17 protein-coding genes and 2 pseudogenes are annotated in these 24,301 nt (G+C 72.4%); 10 read left to right on the top strand and 9 right to left on the bottom strand.

Annotation, left to right across the window (positions count from 1 at the left end; all coding sequences use genetic code 11):
- Window positions 1–24: 24 nt before the first annotated feature.
- Window positions 25–425 (top strand): annotated as a pseudogene (locus tag ACSMTC_RS03440) (helix-turn-helix domain-containing protein); the annotation flags it as partial.
- Between the two features lie 134 nt (window positions 426–559).
- On the opposite strand, the pseudogene ACSMTC_RS03435 reads toward ACSMTC_RS03440, so the two are convergent.
- Window positions 560–730 (bottom strand): annotated as a pseudogene (locus ACSMTC_RS03435) (replication initiator); the annotation flags it as partial.
- Between the two features lie 155 nt (window positions 731–885).
- Between ACSMTC_RS03435 and ACSMTC_RS03430 the strand changes: the two are divergent.
- Window positions 886–1,443 (top strand): hypothetical protein, encoded by a 558-nt coding sequence (locus tag ACSMTC_RS03430; protein WP_436558143.1) that lies wholly within the window; start codon window positions 886–888, stop codon window positions 1,441–1,443.
- A 580-nt stretch (window positions 1,444–2,023) separates the two neighbouring features.
- On the top strand, window positions 2,024–4,189 hold the full coding sequence (gene helR, locus ACSMTC_RS03425; protein ID WP_436558142.1) for an RNA polymerase recycling motor ATPase HelR: 2,166 nt from the start codon (window positions 2,024–2,026) through the stop codon (window positions 4,187–4,189).
- On the opposite strand, the gene ACSMTC_RS03420 is transcribed toward helR, so the two are convergent.
- The 4 genes from ACSMTC_RS03420 to ACSMTC_RS03405 form a co-directional block, all read right to left on the bottom strand.
- The gene (locus ACSMTC_RS03420) at window positions 4,179–5,393 is read right to left on the bottom strand and encodes a cytochrome P450 (protein WP_436558141.1); all 1,215 of its coding nucleotides are present in this window, start codon (window positions 5,391–5,393) and stop codon (window positions 4,179–4,181) included. The genes helR and ACSMTC_RS03420 overlap by 11 nt on opposite strands.
- 42 nt (window positions 5,394–5,435) lie before the next feature.
- Window positions 5,436–6,674, bottom strand: a complete 1,239-nt coding sequence (locus tag ACSMTC_RS03415) for a cytochrome P450 (protein ID WP_436558140.1) — start codon at window positions 6,672–6,674, stop codon at window positions 5,436–5,438.
- 25 nt (window positions 6,675–6,699) lie between these two features.
- On the bottom strand, window positions 6,700–9,693 hold the full coding sequence (locus ACSMTC_RS03410) for an amino acid adenylation domain-containing protein (protein WP_436558139.1): 2,994 nt from the start codon (window positions 9,691–9,693) through the stop codon (window positions 6,700–6,702).
- Between the two features lie 98 nt (window positions 9,694–9,791).
- Window positions 9,792–10,235: a pyridoxamine 5'-phosphate oxidase family protein gene (locus ACSMTC_RS03405; RefSeq protein WP_436558138.1), complete on the bottom strand. Its 444-nt coding sequence runs from the start codon at window positions 10,233–10,235 to the stop codon at window positions 9,792–9,794.
- Between the two features lie 387 nt (window positions 10,236–10,622).
- Here ACSMTC_RS03405 and ACSMTC_RS03400 point away from each other — a divergent pair, with 387 nt between their 5' ends.
- Both ACSMTC_RS03400 and ACSMTC_RS03395 read left to right on the top strand, forming a co-directional pair.
- Entirely contained in the window at window positions 10,623–11,588 is a 966-nt protein-coding gene (locus ACSMTC_RS03400) for an ATP-binding cassette domain-containing protein (RefSeq protein ID WP_436558137.1), read from the top strand.
- A gap of 2 nt (window positions 11,589–11,590) precedes the next feature.
- Complete coding sequence (locus ACSMTC_RS03395) at window positions 11,591–12,433, top strand: ABC transporter permease (RefSeq protein WP_436558136.1); 843 nt, start codon at window positions 11,591–11,593, stop codon at window positions 12,431–12,433.
- 32 nt (window positions 12,434–12,465) lie between these two features.
- Here ACSMTC_RS03395 and ACSMTC_RS03390 read toward each other — a convergent pair whose 3' ends face one another.
- Both ACSMTC_RS03390 and ACSMTC_RS03385 read right to left on the bottom strand, forming a co-directional pair.
- Window positions 12,466–13,362, bottom strand: coding sequence for a diacylglycerol kinase (locus ACSMTC_RS03390; protein WP_436558135.1), 897 nt, complete (start codon window positions 13,360–13,362; stop codon window positions 12,466–12,468).
- Between the two features lie 257 nt (window positions 13,363–13,619).
- Window positions 13,620–15,248 carry an FAD-binding oxidoreductase gene (locus ACSMTC_RS03385; RefSeq protein ID WP_436558134.1) on the bottom strand — a complete coding sequence of 543 codons (1,629 nt, stop codon included), beginning with the start codon at window positions 15,246–15,248 and terminating at the stop codon, window positions 13,620–13,622.
- 20 nt (window positions 15,249–15,268) lie between these two features.
- Between ACSMTC_RS03385 and ACSMTC_RS03380 the strand changes: the two genes are divergently transcribed.
- The 5 genes from ACSMTC_RS03380 to ACSMTC_RS03360 all read left to right on the top strand — a co-directional run bounded on the left by ACSMTC_RS03380 (window position 15,269) and on the right by ACSMTC_RS03360 (window position 21,603).
- A complete protein-coding gene (locus ACSMTC_RS03380; protein WP_436558133.1) occupies window positions 15,269–15,847 on the top strand; it encodes a TetR/AcrR family transcriptional regulator in 579 nt (192 codons plus the stop codon).
- Window positions 15,844–17,382, top strand: coding sequence for a glycerol-3-phosphate dehydrogenase/oxidase (locus tag ACSMTC_RS03375; protein WP_436558132.1), 1,539 nt, complete (start codon window positions 15,844–15,846; stop codon window positions 17,380–17,382). Before ACSMTC_RS03380 ends, ACSMTC_RS03375 begins: the two co-directional genes overlap by 4 nt.
- A 415-nt stretch (window positions 17,383–17,797) precedes the next feature.
- Window positions 17,798–18,844 (top strand): substrate-binding domain-containing protein, encoded by a 1,047-nt coding sequence (locus ACSMTC_RS03370; RefSeq protein ID WP_436558131.1) that lies wholly within the window; start codon window positions 17,798–17,800, stop codon window positions 18,842–18,844.
- A 102-nt stretch (window positions 18,845–18,946) separates the two neighbouring features.
- Window positions 18,947–20,569, top strand: a complete 1,623-nt coding sequence (locus tag ACSMTC_RS03365) for a sugar ABC transporter ATP-binding protein (RefSeq protein ID WP_436558130.1) — start codon at window positions 18,947–18,949, stop codon at window positions 20,567–20,569.
- Window positions 20,566–21,603 carry an ABC transporter permease gene (locus tag ACSMTC_RS03360; RefSeq protein ID WP_436558129.1) on the top strand — a complete coding sequence of 346 codons (1,038 nt, stop codon included), beginning with the start codon at window positions 20,566–20,568 and terminating at the stop codon, window positions 21,601–21,603. The genes ACSMTC_RS03365 and ACSMTC_RS03360 overlap by 4 nt, the downstream gene beginning before the upstream one ends.
- 36 nt (window positions 21,604–21,639) lie before the next feature.
- Here ACSMTC_RS03360 and ACSMTC_RS03355 read toward each other — a convergent pair whose 3' ends face one another.
- Together ACSMTC_RS03355 and ACSMTC_RS03350 are read right to left on the bottom strand one after the other, a co-directional pair.
- Window positions 21,640–22,152 (bottom strand): putative immunity protein, encoded by a 513-nt coding sequence (locus ACSMTC_RS03355; RefSeq protein WP_436558128.1) that lies wholly within the window; start codon window positions 22,150–22,152, stop codon window positions 21,640–21,642.
- Between the two features lie 199 nt (window positions 22,153–22,351).
- Window positions 22,352–24,082 carry a methyltransferase gene (locus ACSMTC_RS03350; protein WP_436558127.1) on the bottom strand — a complete coding sequence of 577 codons (1,731 nt, stop codon included), beginning with the start codon at window positions 24,080–24,082 and terminating at the stop codon, window positions 22,352–22,354.
- Window positions 24,083–24,301: the final 219 nt, after the last annotated feature.

The raw sequence follows: 24,301 nt of genomic DNA, 5'->3' as shown, positions 1-24,301 counted from the left end.
GTCCGTTCCGGTGGCCCTGAGGTCGTGAGATACGCACAGGGCGGCGGGTTGACCGGCGTTGGGACGGCTGCGTGGGAGCGGGTCCGGCTGCAGGCCGTGGAACGCTTCGAGGGCGGGGAGAGAAACCGGGAGATCGCTGATGCCTTGCGGGTCAGCGAGTGGTCGGTGGAGCAGTGGCGCTGTCAGTGGCGCGAGCGCGGCGAGGCCGGGTCCTGTCCAAGGGGCCGCCGGGACGGTCGAGGCTCAGCGAGGGGCAGATCGCCAGACTGGTGCGGGAGTTGGAGCGCGGCCCGTTGGTCCACGGATGGGAGGGCCAACGATAGACGCTGGCTCGGGTGAGGATGCTGATCGGCCGACTGTTCCACGTGAGCTACACGGTGGAGGGTACGTGGCGGCTGCTCCCGCAGTGGATGACGCCGCTGCGCGCGGGAACCTGCCGGGGTGGGCAGGAAGGAAGGTAGCTGCCCCGTCGCCGGGCCAGCGTGCGACCCGCCTCGCCATGCCCGACCCCAACCCGGGCAGGACACCGAGCAAAGCCCGCTCCACCGCACCGGTCTCGAGCCTGCGCGCGCTGCCAGTCGGCCCGTGCCTGTCGTAGGTCGGCGAGGGTGGTGGAGCCCTGGCGGGTCTTGGTGGAGAAGTGGCCTCGGAAGTCGAGCATGTGCGGGCAGCCGCAGAGTTTGAGGTCGGCGGGTTCGGGGCGTACGCCGAGTTCCCGGGCGGTGCGGATCGTGTGCCAGAACTCGCCTAGGGCGGTGAGAGGTTGGGCCGACCTGGGCAACCATCGGTGAGGGTCGGCAGGCCGACCGATGTGGCAGTGCATCAGCCGTAGATCAATTCACGCGTAGGCTCTCGGCTGATCGTTTAGGGGCAAGAGAGGAAGACATGGGCCAGAAGATCATCCGGTTCTCGGATCTGACCGGTAAGCACGCGGAGGACGACGGCGACCTGGTGCGCATCGTGGTCCGTCAGCACCCTGACCTGGAAGGCGGTCCGGTCGAGATCGAGGCGCTTGCCGGGGAGCTGACGGAGGTGAAGGATCTGGCGCTGGACCTGGTGACGATCGAGCTTCACCGCCCGGACGCGGATGAGCCGGAGACGGTCGTCATGGAGGCCGAGGCGTTCGACCGGCTGGCGTCGGCGGCGCCGATGGCCGAGGTGCTGCGCGGCGCCAAGCGGGTCGCGCGGAGCATCCCGGGCCAGTCCGCGGTGCCGGCCGGTGCCAGGGAGCGGGTCAACTACGCCAGCCTGGAGCACGCCGGCAAGCCGCACAAGGGCCGTATCACCGACGCCGAGAAGAAGCTCGTCCAGCAGCACCTGGAGGAGATCAACGAGCGGCTGGCCGCCGAGGGTATCCGGACGATCGACCTGGGCAACGCGGAGCACGTGGCCCGGTACGGTCTGGAGGCTCTGGCGCAGGAGCGCGGCGCGACGATCGCCTGATCGAGCCCTGACAGCGGGCCGGCCGAGCGCAGGACAGGCCGGCCCGCGGTCGTGGCCGTCACCGGGCCACGTGCAGGTCGCAGGCGACCGCGCACACCGCGGCGAGGTGGGGGTTCTCACCTGTCATCCGGGCGGGAGTGGGGGGCATGCCGGGTCGTGGTCGCGAGCCTCGTCGATCGCCCGGTTCCGCGAAGTCGCCGCTCAGAGTCACCGGTTGAGAACTCCCGGACGATTGCACTGCCCACCGTGAACGTCAGAGGGGCGGACGGCCAAGGCGCGGACGAAAGAGGGCGAATGACAAAGGCAAGGAGGGAATCCACTCCTTGCCACTCTCAACTTATAGCGCACCGGGGGCCTTGCGGCAAGGCCCCGGTCATGCCGCAGAATCGCTCGCCGAAGCCAGAACATGCGGAAACGAAAGCTTCGCGAAGTGCGTGTGGTGTTGCCGGTTCACCGGTCGTGCGGTGACGTCCGGCGGGTGGTCGGGACTCGCGCCGCGGGCGCGGGCAGCCGGCGCGGTGGCGCGGGTGTGCGCCGCCGCCCGACTTCGCGGCAGCGATCTCGGAACGGAGCTGATGACATGAATTCCCAGACGGCCGGTGCGTTCCACCTCCCCGACCACCTCTCCCTCAAGGCTGACCCGGCGCTGATCGCCGCCGACGAGCGGCACTTCACCGCCATCGAGAAGAGCCTTGGGCAGGCGATCGCCGAACTGTCCGACCGCCTCGACGCGGCGCGCAGGGCGCCCGGCGGTGCCGGCCGGGAGGCGATGGACCGGGACGCGGAGATCCACCGGCTGACCGGTCGCCTGCGGGCCCTGCGTCGCTTCGGTCTGGACCTGTGCCTCGGACACATCGTGGGTGCGGACGACCCCGAGCCCGTGTACATCGGCCGGCTCGGCCTCACCGACAGCGCGGGTCGTCGGCTGCTGGTCGACTGGCGCTCTCCCGCGGCCGAGCCGTTCTTCGCGGCGACCCACGCCAACCCGATGGGGCTGGCGAGCCGCCGCAGGTACCGCTGGACCCGGGGCCGGATCAGCGACTACTGGGACGAGGTGTTCACCGCCGACGGGTTCGAGGGGCACGCCGCGCTCGACGACCAGTCCGCCTTCATCGCCACTCTGGGCAGCCACCGTTCGGCCCGGATGCGAGACGTGCTCGCCACCATCCAGGCCGACCAGGACACCGTCATCCGGGCCGGCTCCCGCGGCGCCCTGGTGGTCGACGGCGGTCCGGGTACCGGGAAGACCGTCGTCGCCCTCCACCGCTCCGCGTACCTCCTGTACTCCGATCCCCGCCTCGGTCAGCGGCGCGGCGGCGTGCTGTTCGTCGGTCCGCACCAGCCCTACCTGGCCTACGTCGCCGACGTCCTCCCCAGCCTCGGCGAGGAGGGCGTACAGACCTGCACCCTGCGCGACCTGGTCGCCGAGGGCGCCGCGGCGGGGGTCGAGACCGACCCCGACGCGGCCCGGTTGAAGTCGTCCGCGGACATGGTGAAAGCGATCGAGGCGGCCGTGAGGATCTACGAGGAGCCGCCCGGTGAGGGGATGACCGTCACGACCGACTGGTCCGACGTCTGGCTGAGTGCCGACGACTGGGCCGACGCGTTCGACGCGGTGGAACCGGGGACGCCGCACAACGAGGCGCGTGAGCAGATCTGGGAGGAACTGGTCACGATCCTGACGGACAAGCACGAGGACGACGGCGAGGTCCCGCCCGAGCTGTTCCGGAGGTCGCTGGCGCGGGACAGAGAGCTGGTCACGACCCTCAACCGCGCGTGGCCGCTGCTCGAAGCGGCCGACCTCGTCTCGGACCTCTGGTCGGTACCCGCCTACCTGCGGATGTGCGCACCCTGGCTCGGCCCCGAGGAGGTCCGGAAGCTGCAGCGCGAGGACGCCCAGGCCTGGACGGTCTCCGACCTGCCGCTCCTGGACGCGGCACGGCGGCGGCTCGGCGACCCGGAGACGGTACGACGGGAGCGCCGGCGCAAGGCCGCCGTCGCCGCCGAACGCGAGCGCATGGCCGACGTCATCGACCATCTGCTCCAGGCCGACGACGACGGTGAAGGTGCGGTGACGATGCTGCGCGGACGGGACCTGCAGGACAGCCTGATCGACGAGACCGCCCTGCCGGCCGTCGACCCGGACCGGCTCGCCGGACCGTTCGCGCACATCGTCGTGGACGAGGCGCAGGAACTGACCGACGCCGAGTGGCAGATGCTGCTGCTCCGCTGCCCGTCCCGGAGCCTCACCATCGTCGGGGACCGGGCCCAGGCCAGGCACGGGTTCACCGAGTCGTGGGAGGAACGGCTCCGGCGGATCGGCCTCGACCGGATCAGCGTGGCCGGCCTGAGCGTCAACTACCGGACGCCGGAGGAGGTCATGGCGGAAGCCGAACCGGTCATCCGGGCCGCGCTCCCGGACGCCAACGTGCCGGTCTCCATCCGCAGCAGCGGCGTCCCCGTCGTCTGCGGATCCGTCTCGGAGCTGGACCCGATCCTCGACACCTGGCTCGCCGAGCACGCCGACGGGACCGCCTGTGTCATCAGCGCCGGTGACATCGCGGGTGAGACGTTCCGGGCACAGCCCCGGGTCCGCTCGCTGACTCCGGAGCTGTCGAAGGGACTCGAGTTCGACCTGGTCGTCCTCATCGACCCGGAGACCTTCGGCGAGGGGGTCGAAGGAGCGGTCGACCGCTATGTCGCGATGACCAGGGCGACCCGGCAGCTCGTCATCCTCACCAGCTGACGGGAAGAGCGAGCGGTGACTTGCTCGGGGATTCGTCGTCCCAGGTGGGGCCGCGGCCCTCGGGCACGCGCAGGTGCGGGAAGCGGTCGAGGAGCGCCTCCAGCCCCACGGTCATCTGGGCCCGGGCCAGGTGCGCGCCGATGCAGTTGTGGGCACCCCGGCCGAAGGTGAGGTGGGGGTTGTCGGCCCGGCACAGGTCGAGCCGGTCGGCGGAGGCGAACACCCGCTCGTCGCGGTTGGCCGAGGCGAGGACGGGCAGTACGGCGTCCCCGGCGTGGATCCTGTGGTCGTGCAACTCGATGTCCTCGACGGCCTGGAGGACCACGACACCGTTCATGACCGGTACGTAGCGCAGGAGTTCCTCCACCGCGCCGGGCATGAGGCCGCGGTCGTCGCGCAGTCGGGCGTACTGGCCGGGGGTGGTCAGCAGGGCCACCACGGCGTCGGCCAGGAACATGGTGCTGGTCCGGTAGCCGGCGACCAGCATCGAGAGCCCGAAGTTCACCACGCTCTCCCCGTCCACGGTGCCGTGCTCGCACGCCCGGACCAGCTCGGTGAGGATGTCGTCGGCAGGCTCGCGCCGCTTGCGGTCGAGCAACGACGCGATGTAGCCGCGCAGTTGGGAGGTGACCCGGCGGCCCTCGTCCAGGGTGAGCATCGCCCCGAGGGCGGCGTCCGCCCTGGGCAGGAAGTACCCGCGGTCCTCGTAGGGGATGCCCACCAGTTCGCACATGGCCAGCAGCGGAAAGGGCTCCAGGAAGCCGCCGACCAGGTCACCGGGCTGCCCGCCGGCCGTGAACCCGTCCAGCAGCCGGTCGGCCGACCGACGCAGGAGCGGCAGCCGGCCCCGGATGGAGCGGACGCTGAACGGCTCGGCCAGGGCGCGGCGCAGGGCCGCGTGCCGGGGGCCGTTCAGCTCCATCATCGTGACCAGTCCCGGCTCGCCGCCGGCGGCCGCCCCGGGCCGGGGCGGCCAGTCGTTGATGGTCGGCCTGATCAGCCGGGGGTCCGCGATCAGGTCCCGGACGTCCTCGTACCGGGTGGCGTACCAGGCGGTGGCGCCGATCGGCAGCCTGACCTCCGCCAGCGGGCACCTCCGGCGCAGCCACCCGTACTGGGTGGGCGGCCCCATGGTCCCCGGTGGCGGGAGGGGCAGATCGATGACGGGCCGGTCGGTGGCGGGCTTCGGCGGTGTGCTGTCCACTGGCAGTGCTCCCTGGTCGCGTGCGAGGTGGCCGGGTGGGCCTCACCAGCCGACCGGGAGGGTCAGCGGTGACTTGGTCACGGATTCGTCGTCCCAGGCGGGTTCCTGCCCTTCGGCCGGGTGCAGCCGTGGGAAGAGGTCGAGCAACGCCTCCAGTCCCACGGTCAGTTCGGCGCGGGCCAGGTGGGCGCCGAGGCAGTTGTGGGTGCCCCGGCCGAAGGCGAGATGCCCACCGTGACCCGTGACCGCGTCGGTCCGGCCCAGGTCGATCCGGTCGGGGTCGGCGAAGACCCGCTCGTCGCGGTTGGCGGAGGCCGGCACGGGGATGACGGCGTCGCCCTCGCGGATCGTCCGCCCGTGCAGGTCGATGTCCTCGGTCGCCAGGAGGATCACCGTGCCGTTCATCACCGGCATGTAGCGCAGGAACTCCTCCACCGCTGCGGGCATCAGCTCCCGGTCGTCGCGCAGGCGGGCCCACAGGTCCGGCCGGTGAAGCAGGGTGTGCACCGAGTCGGCCAGGAAGAAGCTGCTGATGCCGAAGCCGACGGTGAGCATCGACAGGCCGAAGGCCATCACCTCGTCATGGGTCAGCGCCCCGTCGTCGCACTGGCGGACCAGCAGGGTCAGGACGTCGTCGCCGGGCCGCATCCGCTTCCGGACGATCAGTTCGGCCACGTACCCGCGCAGCAGGCCGGTGACCCGGCGCCCCTCCTGCGAGGTCACCATTCCACCGAGCGCCGCCTCCAGCACCGGGAGGAACCGGTCCCGGTCCTCGAAGGGGATGCCCACCAGGTCGCACAGCACCAGCAGGGGGAAGGGGTCGGTGAAGCCGGCGACCAGATCGCCGGGCGGGCCGCCCTCGCGGAACTCCCGCAGCAGTCGCTCGGCGAGCCGGCGGACGTGCGGCAGGCGGTCCCGTACGGCCCGGGCGCTGAACGGCTGGGCCAGGGCCCGGCGCAGGGCCGCGTGCCGGGGGCCGTCGAGCTCGGCGATCGTGACCAGGCGCGGCCCGTCGTCCGCGGGCTGCCCGGGCCGGGACGGCCAGTCGTTGATGGTCGGCCTGATCAGCCGGGGGTCCGCGAACAGCACCCGGACGTCCTCGTACCGCGTGGCGTACCAGGCGGTCGCGTCCATCGGCATCCTGACCCTGGCCAGGGGGCAGCTCTCGCGCAGCCGCGCGGTCTCCTCGGGCGGCCCCATGGTGCCCGGCGGCGGGAGCGGGAAGTCCAGGACGTCCGCCTCGGGGCCCTCCCGTCGCGCACCGGGTGGCTGTGCGGTCATGCTCGCCCCTTCCGGGTCGCTCCGGCTACGGGCGCTCGATGTAGCCGGTGGCATAGAAGTACTCCAGGTAGCGGTCGAGCAGCTCCGCGTCGACCGGAGGGCACTCGAGGCCCGAAGTGGCCAGGTCCCGTTCGACGTTGGCCCGTCCGACGGTCGGGAAGGTGCCCTCGAAGTACATCTCCTTGACCGACATGTCGGCCTGCTTGCAGCGGTCCACGCACAGTGAGACGAACGGGGCGGTGGGGCTCGTGGGGTGCTGCGCGACATGGCGGACGAGTTCGCCCACCCACTCCTCGTAGGGCAGCCGGCGGATCCGGTGGCCGGCCGCGTCCATCCGGTCGAGCATGTCGCGCAGGCTCGCCGCGCGGGGATTGGTCAGGTGGTAGGTCCGGTGGGTGGCGCGGTGCGTGGTGGCGATGTGCACCAACGCGTCGGAGAGGAAGTCCACCGGGACGAAGTCCAGCGGCAGCGGGATGTCGGGGGCCAGCCCGGTCTCGCTGATCGTCTTGAACAGCGAGCAGATCGCGGTGTCGGTGTTGCAGGCGCCGGTGTGCCGGTCGCCGGTGACCTCGTACGGACGGTAGACCGCCACCGGCAGGCCCTGGCCCGCGGCGTCGCGCAGCACCTCCTCGGCGACCCACTTGCTCTCGGCGTAGCCCATGGTGAGCCGGTCGGCGTGGTCGAGCGGCAGGTCCTCGTCGACGTGTCGCACGCCGGCGGTTCCGAAGCCGGCCAGCACCGCGATGGTGGAGAGGAAGTGCACCGGCACGCCACGCCCGGCCGCCAGCCGTACGAGCTCCCTGGTGCCCTCCACGTTGGTGCGGCGCAGCGCGTCGTACGGATAGAGGAAGTTGACCTGAGCGGCCGAGTGGATCACCAGGTCGAGGGTGTCGGCGAGCTCCCCGGCGCGGCCCGGTTCCAGACCGAGGCCGGGCTCGGCGAGGTCGGCGGGGAAGCACTCGGCGCGGTCGGCGGCCTCGGCGGTGGCGAGGTCGAACCGGTCCAGGGTCCGCATCACCTTCTGCCGGGCGTGGGCGCGGTCCCGGCTCCGCACCGGGCAGTGCACCCGGGCGCCGGTGCGGCGCAGCAGCGCGGCCAGCAGGAACGCGCCGACGAAGCCGGAAGCGCCGGTGAGCAGCACCTCCCCGGGGTGCCGCCAGTCCGGTTCCGGGCCGCGCTGCGGCGGCAGGGTGAAGCCCAGCCGCGCTTCGGCGCCGAAGTCCACCGGGCCGGTGTCGGCCCTCGCCCCGCCCGGCCGGTCCCTCACGGCGGCGACGGCGGCGGTGAAGTCCGCCAGGGTGGGGGAGCGCAGCAGACCGTGGACCAGGGTGCGGCCGTACCGGGCGTCGAGGTCGAAGGCGGTCAGCGTACGGGTGACGGCCTCGGCCGCCAGCAGGGAGTCGCCGCCGATGTCGAAGAAGCTGTCGTCCGGTGCCGGGTGCACACCCAGCACCACCTGCCAGACCCGCGCCAGGGTGTCCTGCGGACCGGGCCCGGGGCGGTCCGCCGCTTGGGCGGCCGCTTCGGTCGCCGCCAGCCTGTGCAGCCGGTGGCGGTCGACCTTGCCCCCGGAGGTCACCGGGAACCGCGGGACCTCCACCAGCCGCGCGGGCACCGCGGCCGCGGGCAGCCAGGTGGCCAGAGTGCCGCGGATGCGGTCCAGGGGCAGCGCCCGACCGGGGCTGGCCGGTGTCAGGTATCCGATCAGGGTTTCGCCGTCCCGTTCGACGACCGCCTCGCCCACCGCGTCGTCCGCCCGCAGCCGCGTCTCCACCTCGTCCGGTTCGATGCGGTGCCCGCGGAGTTTGATCTGCCGGTCCATCCGGGACCGGTACTCCAGCAGGCCGTCCGCGCGCCGGACCACCCGGTCACCGGTGCGGTAGAGGCGCGTACCGGGCTCGGCGGGGTCGTCGACGAAGCGCTCGGCGGTCAGCTCGGGGTCGCCGAGGTACCCCAGCGCGAGCCCGTCCCCGCCGACGAGGAGTTCACCCTCCTCGCCGGCGTCGGCGGGCGTGCCGTCCGCACGCAGCACCCGGCAGGTGGAGTTCTCCAACGGGTGGCCGATCGGCACGGCCGCCGTCCCGGGTGGCAGGTCGTGCACCAGGTGGGCGGTGGAGACCACGCTGTTCTCGGTCGGACCGTAGAAGTTGACCACGGTGGTGTCCGGGCAGGCCGCCTGTATCGCGCGGGCCAGCTCCGGGTCCATCGCCTCACCGCCGGCCGAGGCGAACCGCAGGGACCGCAGCGCCGACGGCCTAGTGCGCGCGATGTGGTGGAACACCCCGGTGGTCAGATAGGCGATGCCGACCCGCTCGGAGAGCAGCAGCGCCTCCAGATCGGCCGGGGACAGCAGCTCCTCCTGGTCGGCGATCACGATGCAGGCACCGGCGAGCAGCGCGGGCCAGATCTCGATCGTGGAGGCATCCGAGGAGAGTCCGTAGGCGTGCAGCACCCGCTCACCGGGCCGCGGCCGCTGGCCGACCAGGTCGGAGGCGGCCAGCCGGACGATTCCGCGGTGCGGGATCGCCACCGGTTTGGGACGGCCGCTCGAGCCGGAGGTGAACATCACGTAGGCGCAGTCCGTGGGCAGCACCCGCACCCGCGGAACCGCGTCCGGTGCGGCGGGCGGCAGGCTGCCCAGGTCGATGCGGGTACGCACGCGCCGGATGCGGCGGGCGCTGCCGGGCAGGGTGACGACGGTGTGCACCCCCGCGTCCTCGGCCATCGCCTGCAGACGCGCGGGCGGTGAGGTGTCGTCGAGCGGGACGTACGCCGCACCGGTCCGCAGGATGCCCAGGAAGGCGGCCAGCGCCTCCGGCGACCGGGCCCCGCACACTCCGACCCTGTCGCCGTGGCGCACACCGGACTCGTGCAGCCGGGCGGCCAGCGCGTCGGAACGGGTCCTGAGCTCGCCGTAGCTGATGCCGCGGCCGTGCTGGACGGAGGCGGTGGCCTGCGGGCGGCGCGCCGCCCAGGCGTCGAACAGGTCGTGGAGACAGCGATCGCGTGGATACCGCACCGTTCCGGCGTGCTCGGCCGCCGCCTGATGAGTCGTTGTCCGGGTGTCCATCGGGATGTACCGCTCTCTGCTGCGCACGGTCCACGTGGCGCGGGAGGCTACTGCTCGAACTCCTTGGCGAAGGCGGCGAAGTCGGCGGTCCGCCATCGCTGGGGCCTCATGCGGATGAGGACGTCGTCGGCCAGTTGCGGTTCGTTGGCCGCCAGGTACGCCGCCGCCGTGTCCGCGTCCAGGTACCGGTGGGCCAGCTCCTCGCGTTCGGCCGGCGGCAGCGGGTCCTCCACGGCCACCACCGGCCCCTCCACGCTGACGTAGCGGTAGGGCGCCGACTCGTCCTGCGCGCAGAGGCTGAACCGGCCCGCGTCGCGGATGAGCCGGGCCTTGATCGTCTCCCGGCCCGTCTGGATCGTCACCAGCCCGCCGGGCCGGTAGGAGTACCAGAGCGGGACCAGTAACGGCCCGGCGCCGTCGCGAGGATCGTCGACCCCCAGGATCCCCACGTGCGGGCCCGCGAGGAACTCCTCCCGGTCTTCGACCGACATCCTGAGATCCACTGCTACCGCCTCGATTCGGCAGGGAACGCATCCGGTGTTGACCACGGTGCGGAGGACGGGCCGACGGGGTGGCCTCCGGTCGGCCGGCGCGCGGGGCTCAGCCCGGGGCCGGGGCGCACCACTCCCAGACTTTCATCACACCCGGGTGGCTCGCATCCGGGCGGGCGCGGACCCCGGGAGCCTCCGCCTCCGGGGGGCTCGGCGCGCGCGGACCGTGCCGGGGAGCGCGGCCGCGCTCGGGCCGCACCGGCCGTGATCCGACGCGGGCGGCCCGTGGGGCGCGTGGGCTACCGGGCCGTTCCCCCGCCGGAAAGCAGAATGAGAGGTCCTGTCAGTGCCGGTCGCCAGGTGGTCCACCGGGAGGAGGAGAAGCACATGAGGGCAGCCATCCGGGCCGAGGGCCTGGTGAAGACCTTCGGCGACGTACGGGCCCTGGACGGGGTCGACCTGGACGTGCCGGAGGGGACGGTGCTGGGTCTGCTCGGCCCCAACGGAGCCGGCAAGAGCACCATGGTGCGGGTGCTCACCACCCTGGTGCGGCCCGACGCGGGCAGCGCCGAGGTGGCGGGGGTGGACGTGCTCAGGCACCCCGACCGGGTCCGCAGCCTGATGGGCCTGTGCGGCCAGTACGCGGCGGTCGACGAGTACCTCACCGGCCGGGAGAACCTCCAGATGGTCGGCGAGCTCTACCAGATGCGGACCAGGGACGCCAAGGCGCGCGCCCGGGAGCTGCTGGACTGGTTCAACCTCGCCGAGGCGGCCGACCGGCTGGCCAGGACCTACTCCGGCGGTATGCGCCGCCGACTCGACCTGGCGGCCGCACTGGTGGTGCGGCCCCCGGTGATGTTCCTCGACGAACCCACCACCGGGCTGGACCCGCGCAACCGGCTGGCGCTGTGGGAGGTCATCGAGATGCTGGTGACGCAGGGCACCACCCTGCTGCTCACCACCCAGTACCTGGAGGAGGCCGACCGGCTGGCGCACGACATCGCCGTGGTCGACCACGGCCGGGTGATCGCACGCGGCTGTGCCGACGACCTCAAGGCCGGGATCGGCGGCGAGCGGGTGGAGGTGGTGGTCCACGAGCGCGGGCTGATCGGTGCGGCCGTCGCGGCGCTCACGCCCTACGGCAGGGGCCGGCTCAGCGTGGAGCGGCACACCCGGCGGATCACCCTGCCGGTGAGCGGGGGCGCCCGGGTGCTCGCCGACGTCATCCGCGAGCTGGACGGGCGGGGCATCGTCATCGACGACATCGGCCTGCGCAGGCCCACCCTCGACGACGTCTTCCTCTCCCTCACCGGCCACGCGGCCGAGGAGAGCGGATTCGGAAAGGACGCATGACCATGGCGATCGTCACCAACGGGGCACAGGGACACGGGATCCCGCAGCCGCGCGGCGGAGTGGTCCAGATGGTGCGCGACTCCTGGGTGGTCGCGAAACGCAACCTGCGCCGTATGACCCGGATACCGGAGATCGTGGTCTTCGGCCTGCTGCAGCCGGTGATGTTCGTGCTGCTCTTCTCGTACGTGATGGGTGGCGCGATCAAGGTACCGGGCGGCGGCTACCGGGAGTTCCTGATGGCGGGGATCTTCGCCCAGACGGTCACCTTCGCGGTGGCCGGGGCCTCCGCCGGCATCGCCGAGGACATGACCAAGGGTCTGGTGGACCGCTTCCGCGCGCTGCCCATGGCGCGCTCGGCGGTGCTCGCCGGGCGGACCCTGGCCGACGCGGTGCAGAGCGCCTTCATCCTGCTGGTGCTGGCGGTCGTGGCGCTGCTCGTGGGCTGGAGGGTGCACCACGGGGTGCCCGAGGCGCTGGGGGCCTTCCTGCTGCTGCTTCTGCTGGGCTACGCCTTCTCCTGGATCGGGGCGCTGATCGGCCTGTCGGTGCGCAGTCCGGAGGCGGCCACCTCGGGCGGCCTGATCTGGCTCTTCCCGCTCACCTTCCTCTCCAACGCCTTCGTGCCGGTGAACACCATGCCGGGCTGGCTGCAGGCGATCGCCTACTGGAACCCGTTCAGCGCCACGGTGCAGGCCTGCCGGAACCTGTTCGGCAACCCCGGGGCCGACGGCGCGTCCGCCTGGCCGATGCGGCATCCGGTCGCGGCGTCCGCGCTGTGGTCGCTGCTGATCCTCGGGCTGTTCTCCTGGCTGTCGGTACGCAAGTACCGCAACTCGGTGGGCTGACCGGCGGACGGCCGGCTCGGGAGCGGCCCCGCTCAGGCGGGGACGATGACCCCGAGCGCGCGCGGGGCGATGCTCACCTCGACGGGCAGGCGGGCGATGAACTCCCCGTCGGCGTAGGCACTGATGCCCGGGCACTCGATCCGCAGGGTGGAGCTCCGCACCGTGTGCACCTCCCGGTGGCCGATGTGGGTGCCCTTGAACACGCTCGGGAAGAACCGCACCAGCTTCAGCCGCGGCATGCTGCCCACCAGGGTGGCGTCGAACAGCCCGTCGCCGTGGTCGGCTCCCGGGCAGACCAGCATGCCGCCGCCGTAGCTACGGGTGTTGCCGACGGCGGCCAGGGTGAGCGGACGCTCGATCACCGTGCCGTCGTCCAGGGTGATCCGGAACGGCAGCGGTCGCAGGTTCGCCAACTCGGCCGCCATGGCCAGGCTGTAGCGCATCCGGCCGCGCGGCCACCTCATCCGGTTGGCCCGGTCGGTGACCAGCGAGTCGAAGCCGGTGGCGAGCACCGAGCCGAAGTAGCGGCTGGTGCCGTCCTCGGCGGAGATCAGACCCAGATCGACGGGGGCGACGTGCCCGGCGGCTATGACGTCGGCCGCCGCCTCCGGGTCGCCGATCGGCACGCCGTACTCGCGGGCCTGGTCGTTGCCGGTGCCGGCCGGGACCATGCCGAGCGGCACATCGCCTCCGGCAAGCACCTGCAGCGCCAGGTGGATCATGCCGTCACCGCCGACGGCCACCAGGGCGTCCACCCCGGAGGCGACCGCCTCGCGGGCCAGGCGGAGCGCGTCGGCCGGGTCGGCGCCGGTGATGCCGAGCACCCCGATCCCGTGCTCGCGCAGGCGGGCGGCGGCCCTGGCCGCCGCCCGTTCGGCATGGCCGTCGCCGGCGGCCGGGTTGGACAGCAGTACCACCTGGCGACTCATGCCCCCGCCCCTCGCTTCGCTCGCCGGTGGCTTCGCCAGACGCCCCTGCTTTTGATTCGCTCGCTACGCTCGCTCATGCCCCCGCCCCTCGCTTCGCTCGCCGGTGGCTTCGCCAGACGCCCCTGCTTCTGATTCGCTCGCTACGCTCGCTCATGCCCCCGCCCCTCGCCTCGCTCGCCGGTGGCTCCGCCAGGCGGCCCCGCTACTGATCCGCTCGCTCATGCGCACCCCCCAAGTCACGGGCCCCCGGCCCGGGTTCATGGAATCAGCTTGCCGGGGTTGAGGATCCCGGCCGGGTCGACGGCGTCCTTGACGGCCCGCAGGATGCGGACGCCCACCTCGCCGATCTCCTGGTCCAGCCACGGGCGGTGGTCGGCGCCGACCGCGTGGTGGTGGGTGATGGTGCCGCCGTTGGCCATGATCGCGTCGCAGGCGGCGCGCTTGACGGCGGTCCACTGCTCGATCGCGTCGCCCTGCTGGGCGGCGACGACGGTGAAGTAGAGCGAGGCGCCGGTCGGGTAGACGTGCGAGATGTGGCACATCACCATCGACTCGGTGCCGCTCGCCCGCAGTGCGCTCTGCAGCGCCTCGGTCACCGCGGCCTTGAGCCGGCCGAGGCCCGCCCACTCCGTCGCCGTCTCCAGCGTCTCGCACAGCGCGCCGGCGGCGAGCAACGAGTCGCGCAGGTACGGCGCGTCGAACCGGCCGTGCTCCCACGCCTCGGCGGGTTCGGCGCCGAGCGAGGTGCCGCCCGCGGCCAGCAGTGCGGTACGGGTGGCCTCGTGCCGGGCGGCGACCTGTGCGGCCGTGCCCTCGAAGACCGTGACGGCCAGGCAGCCGCCGGTGACCTGACCGCCGCCGATCTTCTCGGTCATGGCCAGGTTGACGAAGGTCTCGGCCTCGTCCGAGAGCCGGATCACGGTCGGTCCGGTGCCCTGCTGCTCGACGGCGCGCAGCGCGGCCGCGCCGGTGGCGAAGTCCGGGAAGCTCCACGCCTCGTGGGCCTTGGCGGCGGGCAGCGGGTGGACGCGCAGGCGGACGGCGGTGATCACACCGAAGGCGCCCTCCGAGCCGAGGAACAGCTCGCGCAGGTCGGGTCCGGCCGCCGAGGCGGGGGCGCGGCCGAGGTCCAGGGTGCCCGCCGGGGTGACCACGCGCAGGCCGCGGACCATCTCGTCGAACCGGCCGTAGCCGGCCGAGTCCTGGCCGGAGGAGCGGGTGGCGGCGAAGCCGCCGATGGTCGCGTACCGGAAGCTCTGCGGGTAGTGGCCGAGTTCGAAGCCGCGGGCGGCGAGCAGCTCCTCGGCCTGCGGGCCGGTCAGGCCGGCGCCGAGCACGGCCTCGCCGGAGACCTCGTCCAGGGTGTGCAACCGGTCGAAGCGGCGCAGGTCGAGCGAGATGACGGCGTTGAAGCCGCCGCGCTCCGGGTCGACGCCGCCGACCACGCTGGTGCCGCCGCCGAAGGGGACCACGGCGATCCGGCGTTCGGCGCAGAGTGCCAGGACGGCCGCGATCTCGTCCTCGCTGCCGGGCAGCACCACGGCGTCCGGCGCGTTCTGCACCTCGCGGCTCCTGCGGCGCAGCAGGTCAAGGGTCGACTTGCCACCGGAGCGGGGCAGCCGGTCTGCGTCCGCCGTGCTCAGCCACCGGGTGCCGACGATCCCGGCCAGGGACATGCGGTCGTCCTCGGTCAACGCCGACGGCCGCAGGCTGATCTGATCGACCGTCACCTCGTCCAGACCGTCGCCCGAGACGCCGAGCGCGGCGGCCAGCAGCCCCTTGATGTCGTCCGGGAGCGGCTTGGCGCGGGCCGGGTCACCCCAGGCGTCCCACTTCATCGGGGGAGGCGGCAGGATCGCGGGGTTTGACTGTGCTTCAGGTGCCATGCGTTACAGTATTACGCATCATGTCAAGTCGTAACGATGAGCCCCGCAGCACCGACGACGCCATCCTGGACGCCGCCGCCGACCTGATCGTCCAGCTCGGCGTCCAGCGCACCCAGCTCTCCGAGATCGCCCGCCGCGCCGGAGTCAGCCGCCCCACGGTCTACCGGCGCTGGCCCGACGTACGCGCGGTGATCGGCGCACTGCTCACCCGCGAGATCGCCGGGACCTACCAGCACGTCGAGCCCGCGGGGGAGGATCGGGAGTCCTTCGTGGCCGGAGTGGTCGAGGTCGCCGTCCGGCTGCGCGACCACCCGGTGCTCGGGGCGTTGCTGCACTCCGACTCGGACACGCTGTTCGAGTACGTCTTCGACCGCCTCGGCACCAGCCAGTACCGGATGCTCGACGCCCTGCGCACCGCGATCGAGGCCGGCCAGCGGCACGGCTCGATCCGGGCCGGCGAGCCGGCCGAGCTGGCCGCGATGGTGCTGCTCATCGCCCAGTCCACCGTCCAGTCCCACCGCATGGTGGCGCAGCTGCTCCCCGAGCAGGCCTGGCGCCGCGAACTGGCCACCGCCCTGAACGGATACCTCGCGCCATGACCGCACCCAGCACCACCCTCGACGCGCGCCGCCGCGCGGCCGACCTGGCCGCGCTCGCCGAGAGCGCCGACATCGACGTCCTCGTCATCGGCGGCGGCGTCACCGGCGCGGGCGTCGCCCTCGACGCCGCCTCCCGCGGCCTCAAGGCCGTCCTGGTCGAGGCGCGCGACCTCGCCTTCGGCACCAGCCGCTGGAGCTCCAAGCTGGTGCACGGCGGCCTGCGCTACCTGGCCTCCGGCCGGGTCGGGGTGGCCAGGGAGAGCGCCGTGGAGCGCGGCATCCTGATGACCCGCACCGCACCGCACCTGATCCGCGCGCTGCCCCAACTGGTGCCGCTGCTGCCCTCGGTGAGCCGGAGCCAGGCCGCGCTGGTGCACGTCGGCTTCCTGGCCGGCGACGCGCTGCGCCTCAGTGCCGGTACGCCCGCGCGGCTGCTGCCCAGGGTGCGGCGGATCGGTGCGGCCGAGACCGCCCGGCTGGTGCCCTCGGTACGCACCGGGGGCCTCGGCGGCGCGCTGGTCGCACACGACGGCCAACTGATCGACGACGCCCGCCTGGTGCTCGCCATCGCCCGCACCGCCGCCCAGTACGGCGCCCGGGTGCTCACCAGGGTCCGGGCCGAGGACGTCACCGGGACCTCGGCCCGGCTCACCGACACGCTCAGCGGCGAGTCCTTCACCGTCTCCGCCCGTGCGGTGGTCAACGCCACCGGTGTCTGGGCCGGCGAGGTGGACTCCTCGATCCGGCTCCGGCCCAGCCGTGGCACCCACCTGGTGTTCGACGCCGCCGCCTTCGGCCACCCGACCGCCGCGCTGACCGTGCCGGTTCCCGGCTCCACCAGCCGGTTCGTCTTCGCGCTGCCGCAGCAGCTGGGCCGGGTGGTGCTGGGTCTGACGGACGAGGAGGCGCCCGGCCCGATCCCGGACGAGCCCCGCCCGACCGAGGACGAGATCGACTTCCTGCTGCAGACCGTCAACACCGCCCTGAAGGTCGGGCTGACCCGGGACGACGTCCGCGGCTCCTTCGCCGGGCTGCGGCCGCTGATCGACACCGGTGGCGGCAACACCGCCGACATCTCCCGCCGCCACGCCGTACTCGAGGCGCCGTCCGGCGTGATCACCGTGGTCGGCGGCAAGCTCACCACCTACCGGCGGATGGCCCAGGACGCCGTGGACAAGGCGGTAAGGGTCCGCGGCCTGGCCGCCGGGCCGTGCCGCACCGACCGGCTGCCGCTCGTCGGCGCCCCCGCGCACCGGGAGAGCGCACCGACCACCGGCCTGTCCGCCTCCCTGGTCGCCCGGCACGGCGGTGCGGCCCGGAGCGTCGTGGAGGCCGCGAGCGTCGACCGCCCGCTGGAGCCGATCGCCGAGGGAATCGACGTCACCCGCGCGGAGATCGAATACGCCATCACCCATGAGGGTGCGCTCGACCTGGCCGACATCCTCGACCGCCGCACCCGCATCGGCCTCGTCCCCGAGGACGCGGCCCGCGCACGCGAGGCCGTCGAGGAGATCCTCATGGCGCACGAGCTCTGAGCGGACGTCCGCCGAGCGCGCAGTCGCTCCATCGGACACGGTCGGCCGGCGGACGCGGTCGGCGGACGGGCGAACCGCCCCTGGGTGCACGGCATCCCGGGGCGGTTCTTCGCTGTGCGGGTCCTGGCCGGGCGGATCCTGGTCTCTGGCAGGTCCCGGTCAGGGACGGTTTGAGCGAGGCGGCCGCAGGCAAAGTCTGTGCGAGTGTGCACGGGCGCCCGTCTGCCGACTCCCGTCCCCGTGACGGGTGCTGATTGGGCGTAACGAGACGGTTTCGAAACGGCTTGGTTGGGATTCAAAGCTTGACTGAGGTCTGAACTGGGCGTTTCCTTTTGGTTCGTTGCGTTTGATCGCGATGCTTTCTGATCGGTTGTGTTGCTTCTAATAGATCGTCCAACACCCCAGGAGCCCCAGCATGCACCCCTCCCTCCGTAGCCGCCTGACCCAGACCGCCGCGTTGGGCCTGGCCACCGTCCTCGGCCTGACCGCCTGTTCCACCGGGCAGACCACCTCCGGCGCCGAGGCGTCGGTGGCGCCGGTGTCCGGCAAGATCTCGATCACCTACCTGCAGAAGCAGGGGGACCAGCAGTACTTCGTGGACGAGGCCGCGGGGGCGAAGGCCAAGGCGGCCGCACTGGGCGCCGACCTGAAGGTCGTGGACCTCGGCAGTGACGCGAACAAGACGGTCAGCGAGGTGCAGTCCGCGATCGCGCAGAAGAGCAACGGCCTGATCATCGTGGTGCCCGACCCGGCGGTCGGCCCGCAGGTGGTCCAGATGGCCCGGGACGCGAAGACCGCGCTGCTCACCTCCGACGACCAGGTCTGCGCGAGCGGCCCGTCCCCGGCGCAGTGCGCCGCGTCCGACCTGGTGCCCCGGATCGGCTTCTCCGGCCAGCAGATGGGTGCGCAGGTCGGCCAGCGCGCCGCGCAGGAGTTCAAGAAGGCGGGCTGGAACCCGGCGGACACCCGGATCATCTCCGCCTGGAAGCAGGACGTCACCGTCTGCGGCGACCGGGTGAAGGCCGCCAAGGACGCCTTCGACCAGGCCGTGCCGGGGGTGCAGAGCATCGACGTCGCGACCGACAACACCCCCACCGGCGCGCAGGACAAGGTCGCCGCCACCATCACCGCCAACCCGGGCGTCAGGCACTGGGTGGCATGGGGCTGCAACGACGAGAACGTCCAGGGCGCCGTCACCGCCCTGCAGAACGCCGGAGTGAGCCCGAACGACATCGACGGCGTCGGCCTGGGCGCCTACCTGGCGTGCAAGGACTGGGCCTCCGGCAAGCCCTCGGGCATGAAGGCCGCCCTGTTCATCAACGGCAAGGACGTCGGCGCCCTGGCGGTGCAGACCATGTACGACAGGCTCAAGAGCGGCAAGGACTTCCCCAAGGAGGCCTTCGCCCCGACCAAGATGGTCGACGCCGCCACCTGGCAGTCCGCGGGCGTGTCCTGCAGCTGACGGTGCTCCGGGCAACCGGTGCGGCTCACCGGTACCGACCTGCCGCACCGGCTCCGTTCACCGAAGACCGTACGCACCGCACGCACCGTCAACGAGGCCCCGATGACCGCACCCCAGCCCTCACCCACTCCGCAACCTGACGCATCGTCACCGCCCGGCAGCTCTCCGGACACCTCGTCCGGCCTGAGCGCAGAGGGCATCTCCAAGCGCTTCGGTACCGTCCAGGCGCTGGAGGACGTCACCCTCACCTTCCCGCCCGGCCAGGTCACGGCCCTGATGGGTGAGAACGGCGCCGGCAAGTCGACCCTGCTGCGCATCCTCACCGGAGACCACCGCCCCACCGAGGGCAGCGTCCTGCTGGACGGCCGGGTTCTCGACCTGGACTCCCCGCAGGACGCCCGCCGCGCCGGGATCCGCATCATCCCGCAGGAACCCGAGATCATCCCCCATGTCGCGGTCGCCGAGAACGTCTACGCCGGATCCCTGCCCCGCACCGGACTGCGCCGTCTGGACCGCGCCGAACTGCGCCGCCGCATCACCGCCGACCTGCAGCGCCTCGGGTTCGACAAGGTCCTCGCCCCCGACCTGCTCGGCTCCGAACTCACCGCCGCCCAACGCCAGCTGGTCGAGATCCTGCGAGCCCTGACCGGAGAGGTCCCACCCCGCGCGATCGCCTTCGACGAACCGACCTCCTCACTCTCCGAGCACGAGGTCGAGGCCCTGTTCACCCTGATCCGGCGACTGCGCGACGAGGGCATCGCCGTCATCTACGTCTCCCACCGGATGAAGGAGATCTTCCAACTCGCCGACCACATCGCCGTACTGCGCGACGGCAAGGTCGCGGGAGTCGTCCGGGCCGCCGCCACCGACGAGAGCGAACTCGTGCGCCTGATGGTCGGCCGGGACCTGTCCTCGCTCTTCGTACGCCAGCAGGCCGCCACCGACCGCGTCGTCCTGGAGGTGGAGAACCTCACCACCGACGACGTGCACGGCATCAGCCTCCGCGTCAACGCGGGCGAGGTCGTCGCCCTCGCCGGACTCATCGGCGCCGGGCGCTCCGAACTCGCCCTCGCCCTCGCCGGTGACGCCCCCATCCGCTCCGGCACGGTCCGGATCGACGGCCGCCAAGTCCGGCTGCGCACACCGCGCGACGCCATCCGGGCCGGCATCGGCCTGGCCCCCGAGGAGCGCAAGGCCCAGGCCCTGTTCCTGCAGCGCACGATCCGCGACAACACCTCCCTCGTCAGCCTGAGCCGACTGCGCCGCTGGCGCCTGGTCAGACACCGCCAGGAAAAAGCCCTCGCCCAGGAGTACGCCGACCGGCTGCGCGTACGCGCCCCCTCCATCGAGACGGAAGTCCGTACCCTGTCCGGCGGCAACCAGCAGAAGGTCGTCCTCGCCCGCTGGCTCGCCCGCAGGCCCGACCTGCTGATCCTCGACGAACCCACCCGCGGCGTGGACATCGGCGCCAAGGCCGAGATCTACCAGATCATCGCCGACCTCGCCCGCGAAGGCACCGCCATCCTGGTCGTCTCCTCCGAACTACCCGAAGTCCTCGGCCTCGCCGACCGGATCGTGGTGATGCAGAACGGCCACACCACCGGCGAACTCACCCGCGACCAGGCGACAGAAGAAGCCATCCTCGCTCTCGCCATGGCCGACGACCTCGCCACCGGCACCACCACCGCCCCGACCGGAGACCCGATGACCGGAGAGACCCGATGACCACCACCTCCCCGAGCCCCCAGCTGCCGAAGACCAAGCCGCAGCCCGGCCGGCCCAGCGGCCTACGCGCCCTGCTCGCCGCGATCGGCGGACAGAACCTCAGCCTCATCGGCGCGCTCATCGCCGTCACCGCCCTCTTCGGCACCCTCAACCCCAACTTCCTCGGCTGGGACAACATCCAGGTCATCGCCGAAGCCGCCACCATCTCCGGCCTGCTCGCCGTCGTCCAGACCGTCGTCATCATCTGCGGCGGTCTCGACATCTCCGTCGGCTCCCAGGCCGGACTGGCCTCCGTCACCAGCGCCATGATCTTCACCAGCACCGGCGCCAATCCCTACCTCGGCATCGCAGCCGCCCTCGCCATCGGCGCCGCCATCGGCCTGCTCAACGGAACCGTCATCATCTACGGCCGGGTCAACCCCACCATCGCCACCCTCGCCGGACTCGCGGCCTACAAGGGCGTCGCCCAACTCGTCTCCGACGGCCGCGCCCAGGGCTACGTCCTGGGTGACCCCGTCTTCGTCTTCCTCAGCCGGGGCAAGATCGCCGGCCTGCCCACCATGGTCTGGCTCCTCATCCTCACCGCCGCCGCCGTCCACACCCTGCTCACCTACACCGACATCGGCCGCAACATCTACGCCATCGGAGGCAACGACACCGCCGCCCGCCTCGCCGGCATCAACCTCAACAAGTACCTGATCTCCGCCTACGCCCTCTCCGGCACCGTCGCCGCCCTCGCCGGCGTCCTCCTCACCGCCCGCACCGGCAGCGGCCAGCCCGTCTCCGGCAGCGAAGGCCTCGAACTCCAATCCATCACCGCCGCCGCCCTCGGCGGCTGCGCCCTCAAGGGCGGCAAGGGGAGCATCGGCGGCACCCTCCTCGCCGTCGCGCTCCTCGGCGCACTGCAGAACGGCCTCACCGTCCAAGGCATCAACGCCTTCTGGCAGAACGTCGCCCAGGGTGCCCTCCTGGTCGCCGCCGTCATCATCCAGCAACGCCGCAACCGTGAACGCGCGGTCGGCCTTCCCGCCTGACCGCACTTCCGGCGGATGTGAACGGTGTGGATCCGGTCAGCGGCGGAGGGCCGCGTCGAGCTGGTGGTAGAGCGTCTCCAGCCGACTGCGACCAGGGCTGCGAGCCGGAAACCGCCGTACGAGCTCGCGTACTGCGGGCGGGACGTGCTCGATCGCCCACCGGATCTCCTCGTCACCGGCCCCGGCGTCATCGCCCGCCGCCAGCTCGCGGGCGCGTGCCTGGTAGACCGCGGGCGCGAGGGCGTGCTTCGACTGGTGAGGGGTGGCCAACGGGTGGATGTAGGGGGCCGCCGCCGCGTAGCACGCGGCGCGGGCGGCGGCTGCGGCAGCCGGATCGCCGACTTCGCGTGCGGCCGCGTGAGCCGCCCAGGAGAGGGAGCGGAGTCGGCCTGTCCGCCTCCCGTCGAGGGTGAAGGCACGGATGCCCTCGATCGCCTCGCGAGGGCGGGTGTCGGAGGGAGCCTGAGCCTCGAACAGCGGGAGCACCCGCTCGACGCAGTCGGCGGCCCAGAGGCCGAGGAGCCGGCGGTCCTCTTCGCTTATGGTCACCTTGTCCACCCGTACATCCTGCAGGTTCCGACGCTCCCTGTCGCTGTCGGCCGCGGCTCCGACAGGGCCGGCCCATCCGGGTGCGGTCGCTCAAGTCGGCGCCCTGTGAAGGGAAGCGGGGGATCGAGCGGCGGGCGTGCAAGCCACGGCCCGGGTTCCCGGCGCTGAGGCCCGAACCCGGCTGGCGGAACGTCACGGCTCAGGCCGGGACGGGCCGGTCCGAGCGGCGCCTGCGGGCGTGCAGGAGGCTGCCGTCCAGTGGCAGGCCGGAGATCGCGACCAGGTCGAAGCCCGCTGTCGCCAGCAGCCGGGCGTAGTGCTCGGCGGTCCGCTCCCGTCCGCCCACGTTGCAGAGCATGTGCAGGTCCCAGGCCGTCGTCAGGGACGGCGTCCCGTCGGTGGGCACCAGGCGTTCCACGATCAGCAGTCGGGCGTCCTCCCGGACGACGGCCGCGCATCGGCGCAGGATCGCCAGGCACTGCTCGTCGTCCCAGTCGTGCAGGACCCGGGAGAGCAGGTAGACGTCCCCACCCGTCGGCACTCCCTGGGTGAAGTCACCCGCCACCAGGTCGCAGCGGTCGGCGTGCCCGTCGTCGGCCAGTCGCTGCCGGGCGCGCTCCAGCACATGGGCGCGTTCGAAGAGGACGCCGCGCAGGTGCGGCGTGTGGGTGAGGAACCGGCTGAGCAACTCGCCGTTGCCGCCCGCGACATCCACGACGACGCGGGCGTCGGAGAGGTCGACGAGCCCGGGCACCGGCTCGAACATCTCCGCGCTGGCGGCCATGGCGTCGTCGAACAGCTCGGCCAGGGCCGGGTGTTCGGCGAAGTAGTCGAAATGGCCCTGGCCGAAGACGGTCGGGAACGCCTGCTGTCCGGTGCGTACGGCGTGGGCCAGCGCGCCGAAGGAGCGGTAGAACGGTCCGCCGTAGAGCTGCGCCAGCGGGCGCAGCGAGTGCCGGGCATCCCGTCGCAGCGGTTCGCCCAGCGCGGTGAGCCGGTAGGAGTCCCCGGCGGGGGTGACCAGTTCCTTGGTGCTCAGGTAGCGCAGCAGGCGGGCGAGGCCGTCGGGGTCGACGGCGAGCCGGTCGGCCAGCTCCCCGATCGGCTCCGGCACCGCCGGTGTGCCCGGGCCGGGCAGGTGGTCGGCCAGTCCCAGGTCCGCGGCCACGGCGATCGCCTGTGTCGTCCAGGCCCCGGTCATCAGCTCCAGCAGCCGCTTCGCCGGATCATCCGCCGCGGTCGGACCGTGCTCGGCCAGCGCGCCGGGGTGGTGGCCGCGGGCACGCAGCTCCAGCCTGCGGTAGTGGTCGGGGCCCTGGTGCGCCGTTGCGGGGCTGCGGAAGTACAGCACCGTGCAGTCCTCCAGGGCGTTGTAGCCGCCGCCGTCGACCGCCAGGCCACCCGGCCCGAGCAGCAGGGTGCGCAGCCCCGCCAGAACCACGTCGTCCGGTGCACCGACGTCCAGCGCCAGATGGGACTCGTTGCGCTCGGCGCGCTCGCGCGCAGCCATCCCGGAGAACTCCGAACCCGGTGGTACCTCCAGGACGAAGAGCTCGACCACGCCAGGACCGTGGTCGGTCGAGGGGAGACGGACATGCACGATCCGAAGGTCCAGCGCGGCGGCCGGCACACCGTACCGACGGCTGAGCCGGTCCCGGACCACCACGCTCGGCACCGGCCTGTCGACCGAGTAGCCCGCTGAGCGGAAGCCCGCGATCAGCCGGTCGAGCGAGGCCGGGAAGACCAGAGCGGCCGCGTGCGCCATCGCGCTGTGCGCGGCCACCGAGGCCCGCTGCCGCTCGGTCAGTCCGGGAACCAGGCTCGCCAGCACGCCCTCGGTGTCCGCGCCGCGTACGAAGGCGAGGGATTCGTCGATCGTCCTCCGGTCGTCCGGGTCGAGTTCGGCCGCCCACGCCTGCCGGACATCCACGTCCACTCCTTTGATCGGAAAAGCAAAAACTATGACGACACGTCACAAATCCTACGAGTCAAGCGTATTGGCCGTTGAGGCCGGGTCGCCAAGCGCAGGGGAGTGCGGCATCAGCAACCTCGGACGCGGGCGTCCGGAGAGCGCCACCGGGCCGGGCGCGTCGGCCCCGGGAGTCGCGCCGGGGCTTCACCTGATCGAGGGCAGTTTCGACCGGACCGT

It is taken from the genome of Kitasatospora sp. HPM-01-4, from assembly GCF_051374625.1.
In the GTDB taxonomy this organism is placed as follows: domain Bacteria; phylum Actinomycetota; class Actinomycetes; order Streptomycetales; family Streptomycetaceae; genus Kitasatospora.
This window is presented reverse-complemented; position numbering and strand designations above follow the sequence as displayed.

Bases quoted from the DNA above. Each gene is read 5' to 3' on its own strand.
- ACSMTC_RS03430 (WP_436558143.1), top strand. From the start codon at position 886: ATGGGCCAGAAGATCATCCGGTTCTCGGATCTGACCGGTAAGCACGCG.
- helR (WP_436558142.1), top strand. From the start codon at position 2,024: ATGAATTCCCAGACGGCCGGTGCGTTCCACCTCCCCGACCACCTCTCC.
- ACSMTC_RS03415 (WP_436558140.1), bottom strand. From the start codon at position 6,674: ATGACCGCACAGCCACCCGGTGCGCGACGGGAGGGCCCCGAGGCGGAC.
- ACSMTC_RS03405 (WP_436558138.1), bottom strand. From the start codon at position 10,235: ATGTCGGTCGAAGACCGGGAGGAGTTCCTCGCGGGCCCGCACGTGGGG.
- ACSMTC_RS03400 (WP_436558137.1), top strand. From the start codon at position 10,623: ATGAGGGCAGCCATCCGGGCCGAGGGCCTGGTGAAGACCTTCGGCGAC.
- ACSMTC_RS03395 (WP_436558136.1), top strand. From the start codon at position 11,591: ATGGCGATCGTCACCAACGGGGCACAGGGACACGGGATCCCGCAGCCG.
- ACSMTC_RS03390 (WP_436558135.1), bottom strand. From the start codon at position 13,362: ATGAGTCGCCAGGTGGTACTGCTGTCCAACCCGGCCGCCGGCGACGGC.
- ACSMTC_RS03385 (WP_436558134.1), bottom strand. From the start codon at position 15,248: ATGGCACCTGAAGCACAGTCAAACCCCGCGATCCTGCCGCCTCCCCCG.
- ACSMTC_RS03380 (WP_436558133.1), top strand. From the start codon at position 15,269: ATGTCAAGTCGTAACGATGAGCCCCGCAGCACCGACGACGCCATCCTG.
- ACSMTC_RS03375 (WP_436558132.1), top strand. From the start codon at position 15,844: ATGACCGCACCCAGCACCACCCTCGACGCGCGCCGCCGCGCGGCCGAC.
- ACSMTC_RS03370 (WP_436558131.1), top strand. From the start codon at position 17,798: ATGCACCCCTCCCTCCGTAGCCGCCTGACCCAGACCGCCGCGTTGGGC.
- ACSMTC_RS03365 (WP_436558130.1), top strand. From the start codon at position 18,947: ATGACCGCACCCCAGCCCTCACCCACTCCGCAACCTGACGCATCGTCA.
- ACSMTC_RS03360 (WP_436558129.1), top strand. From the start codon at position 20,566: ATGACCACCACCTCCCCGAGCCCCCAGCTGCCGAAGACCAAGCCGCAG.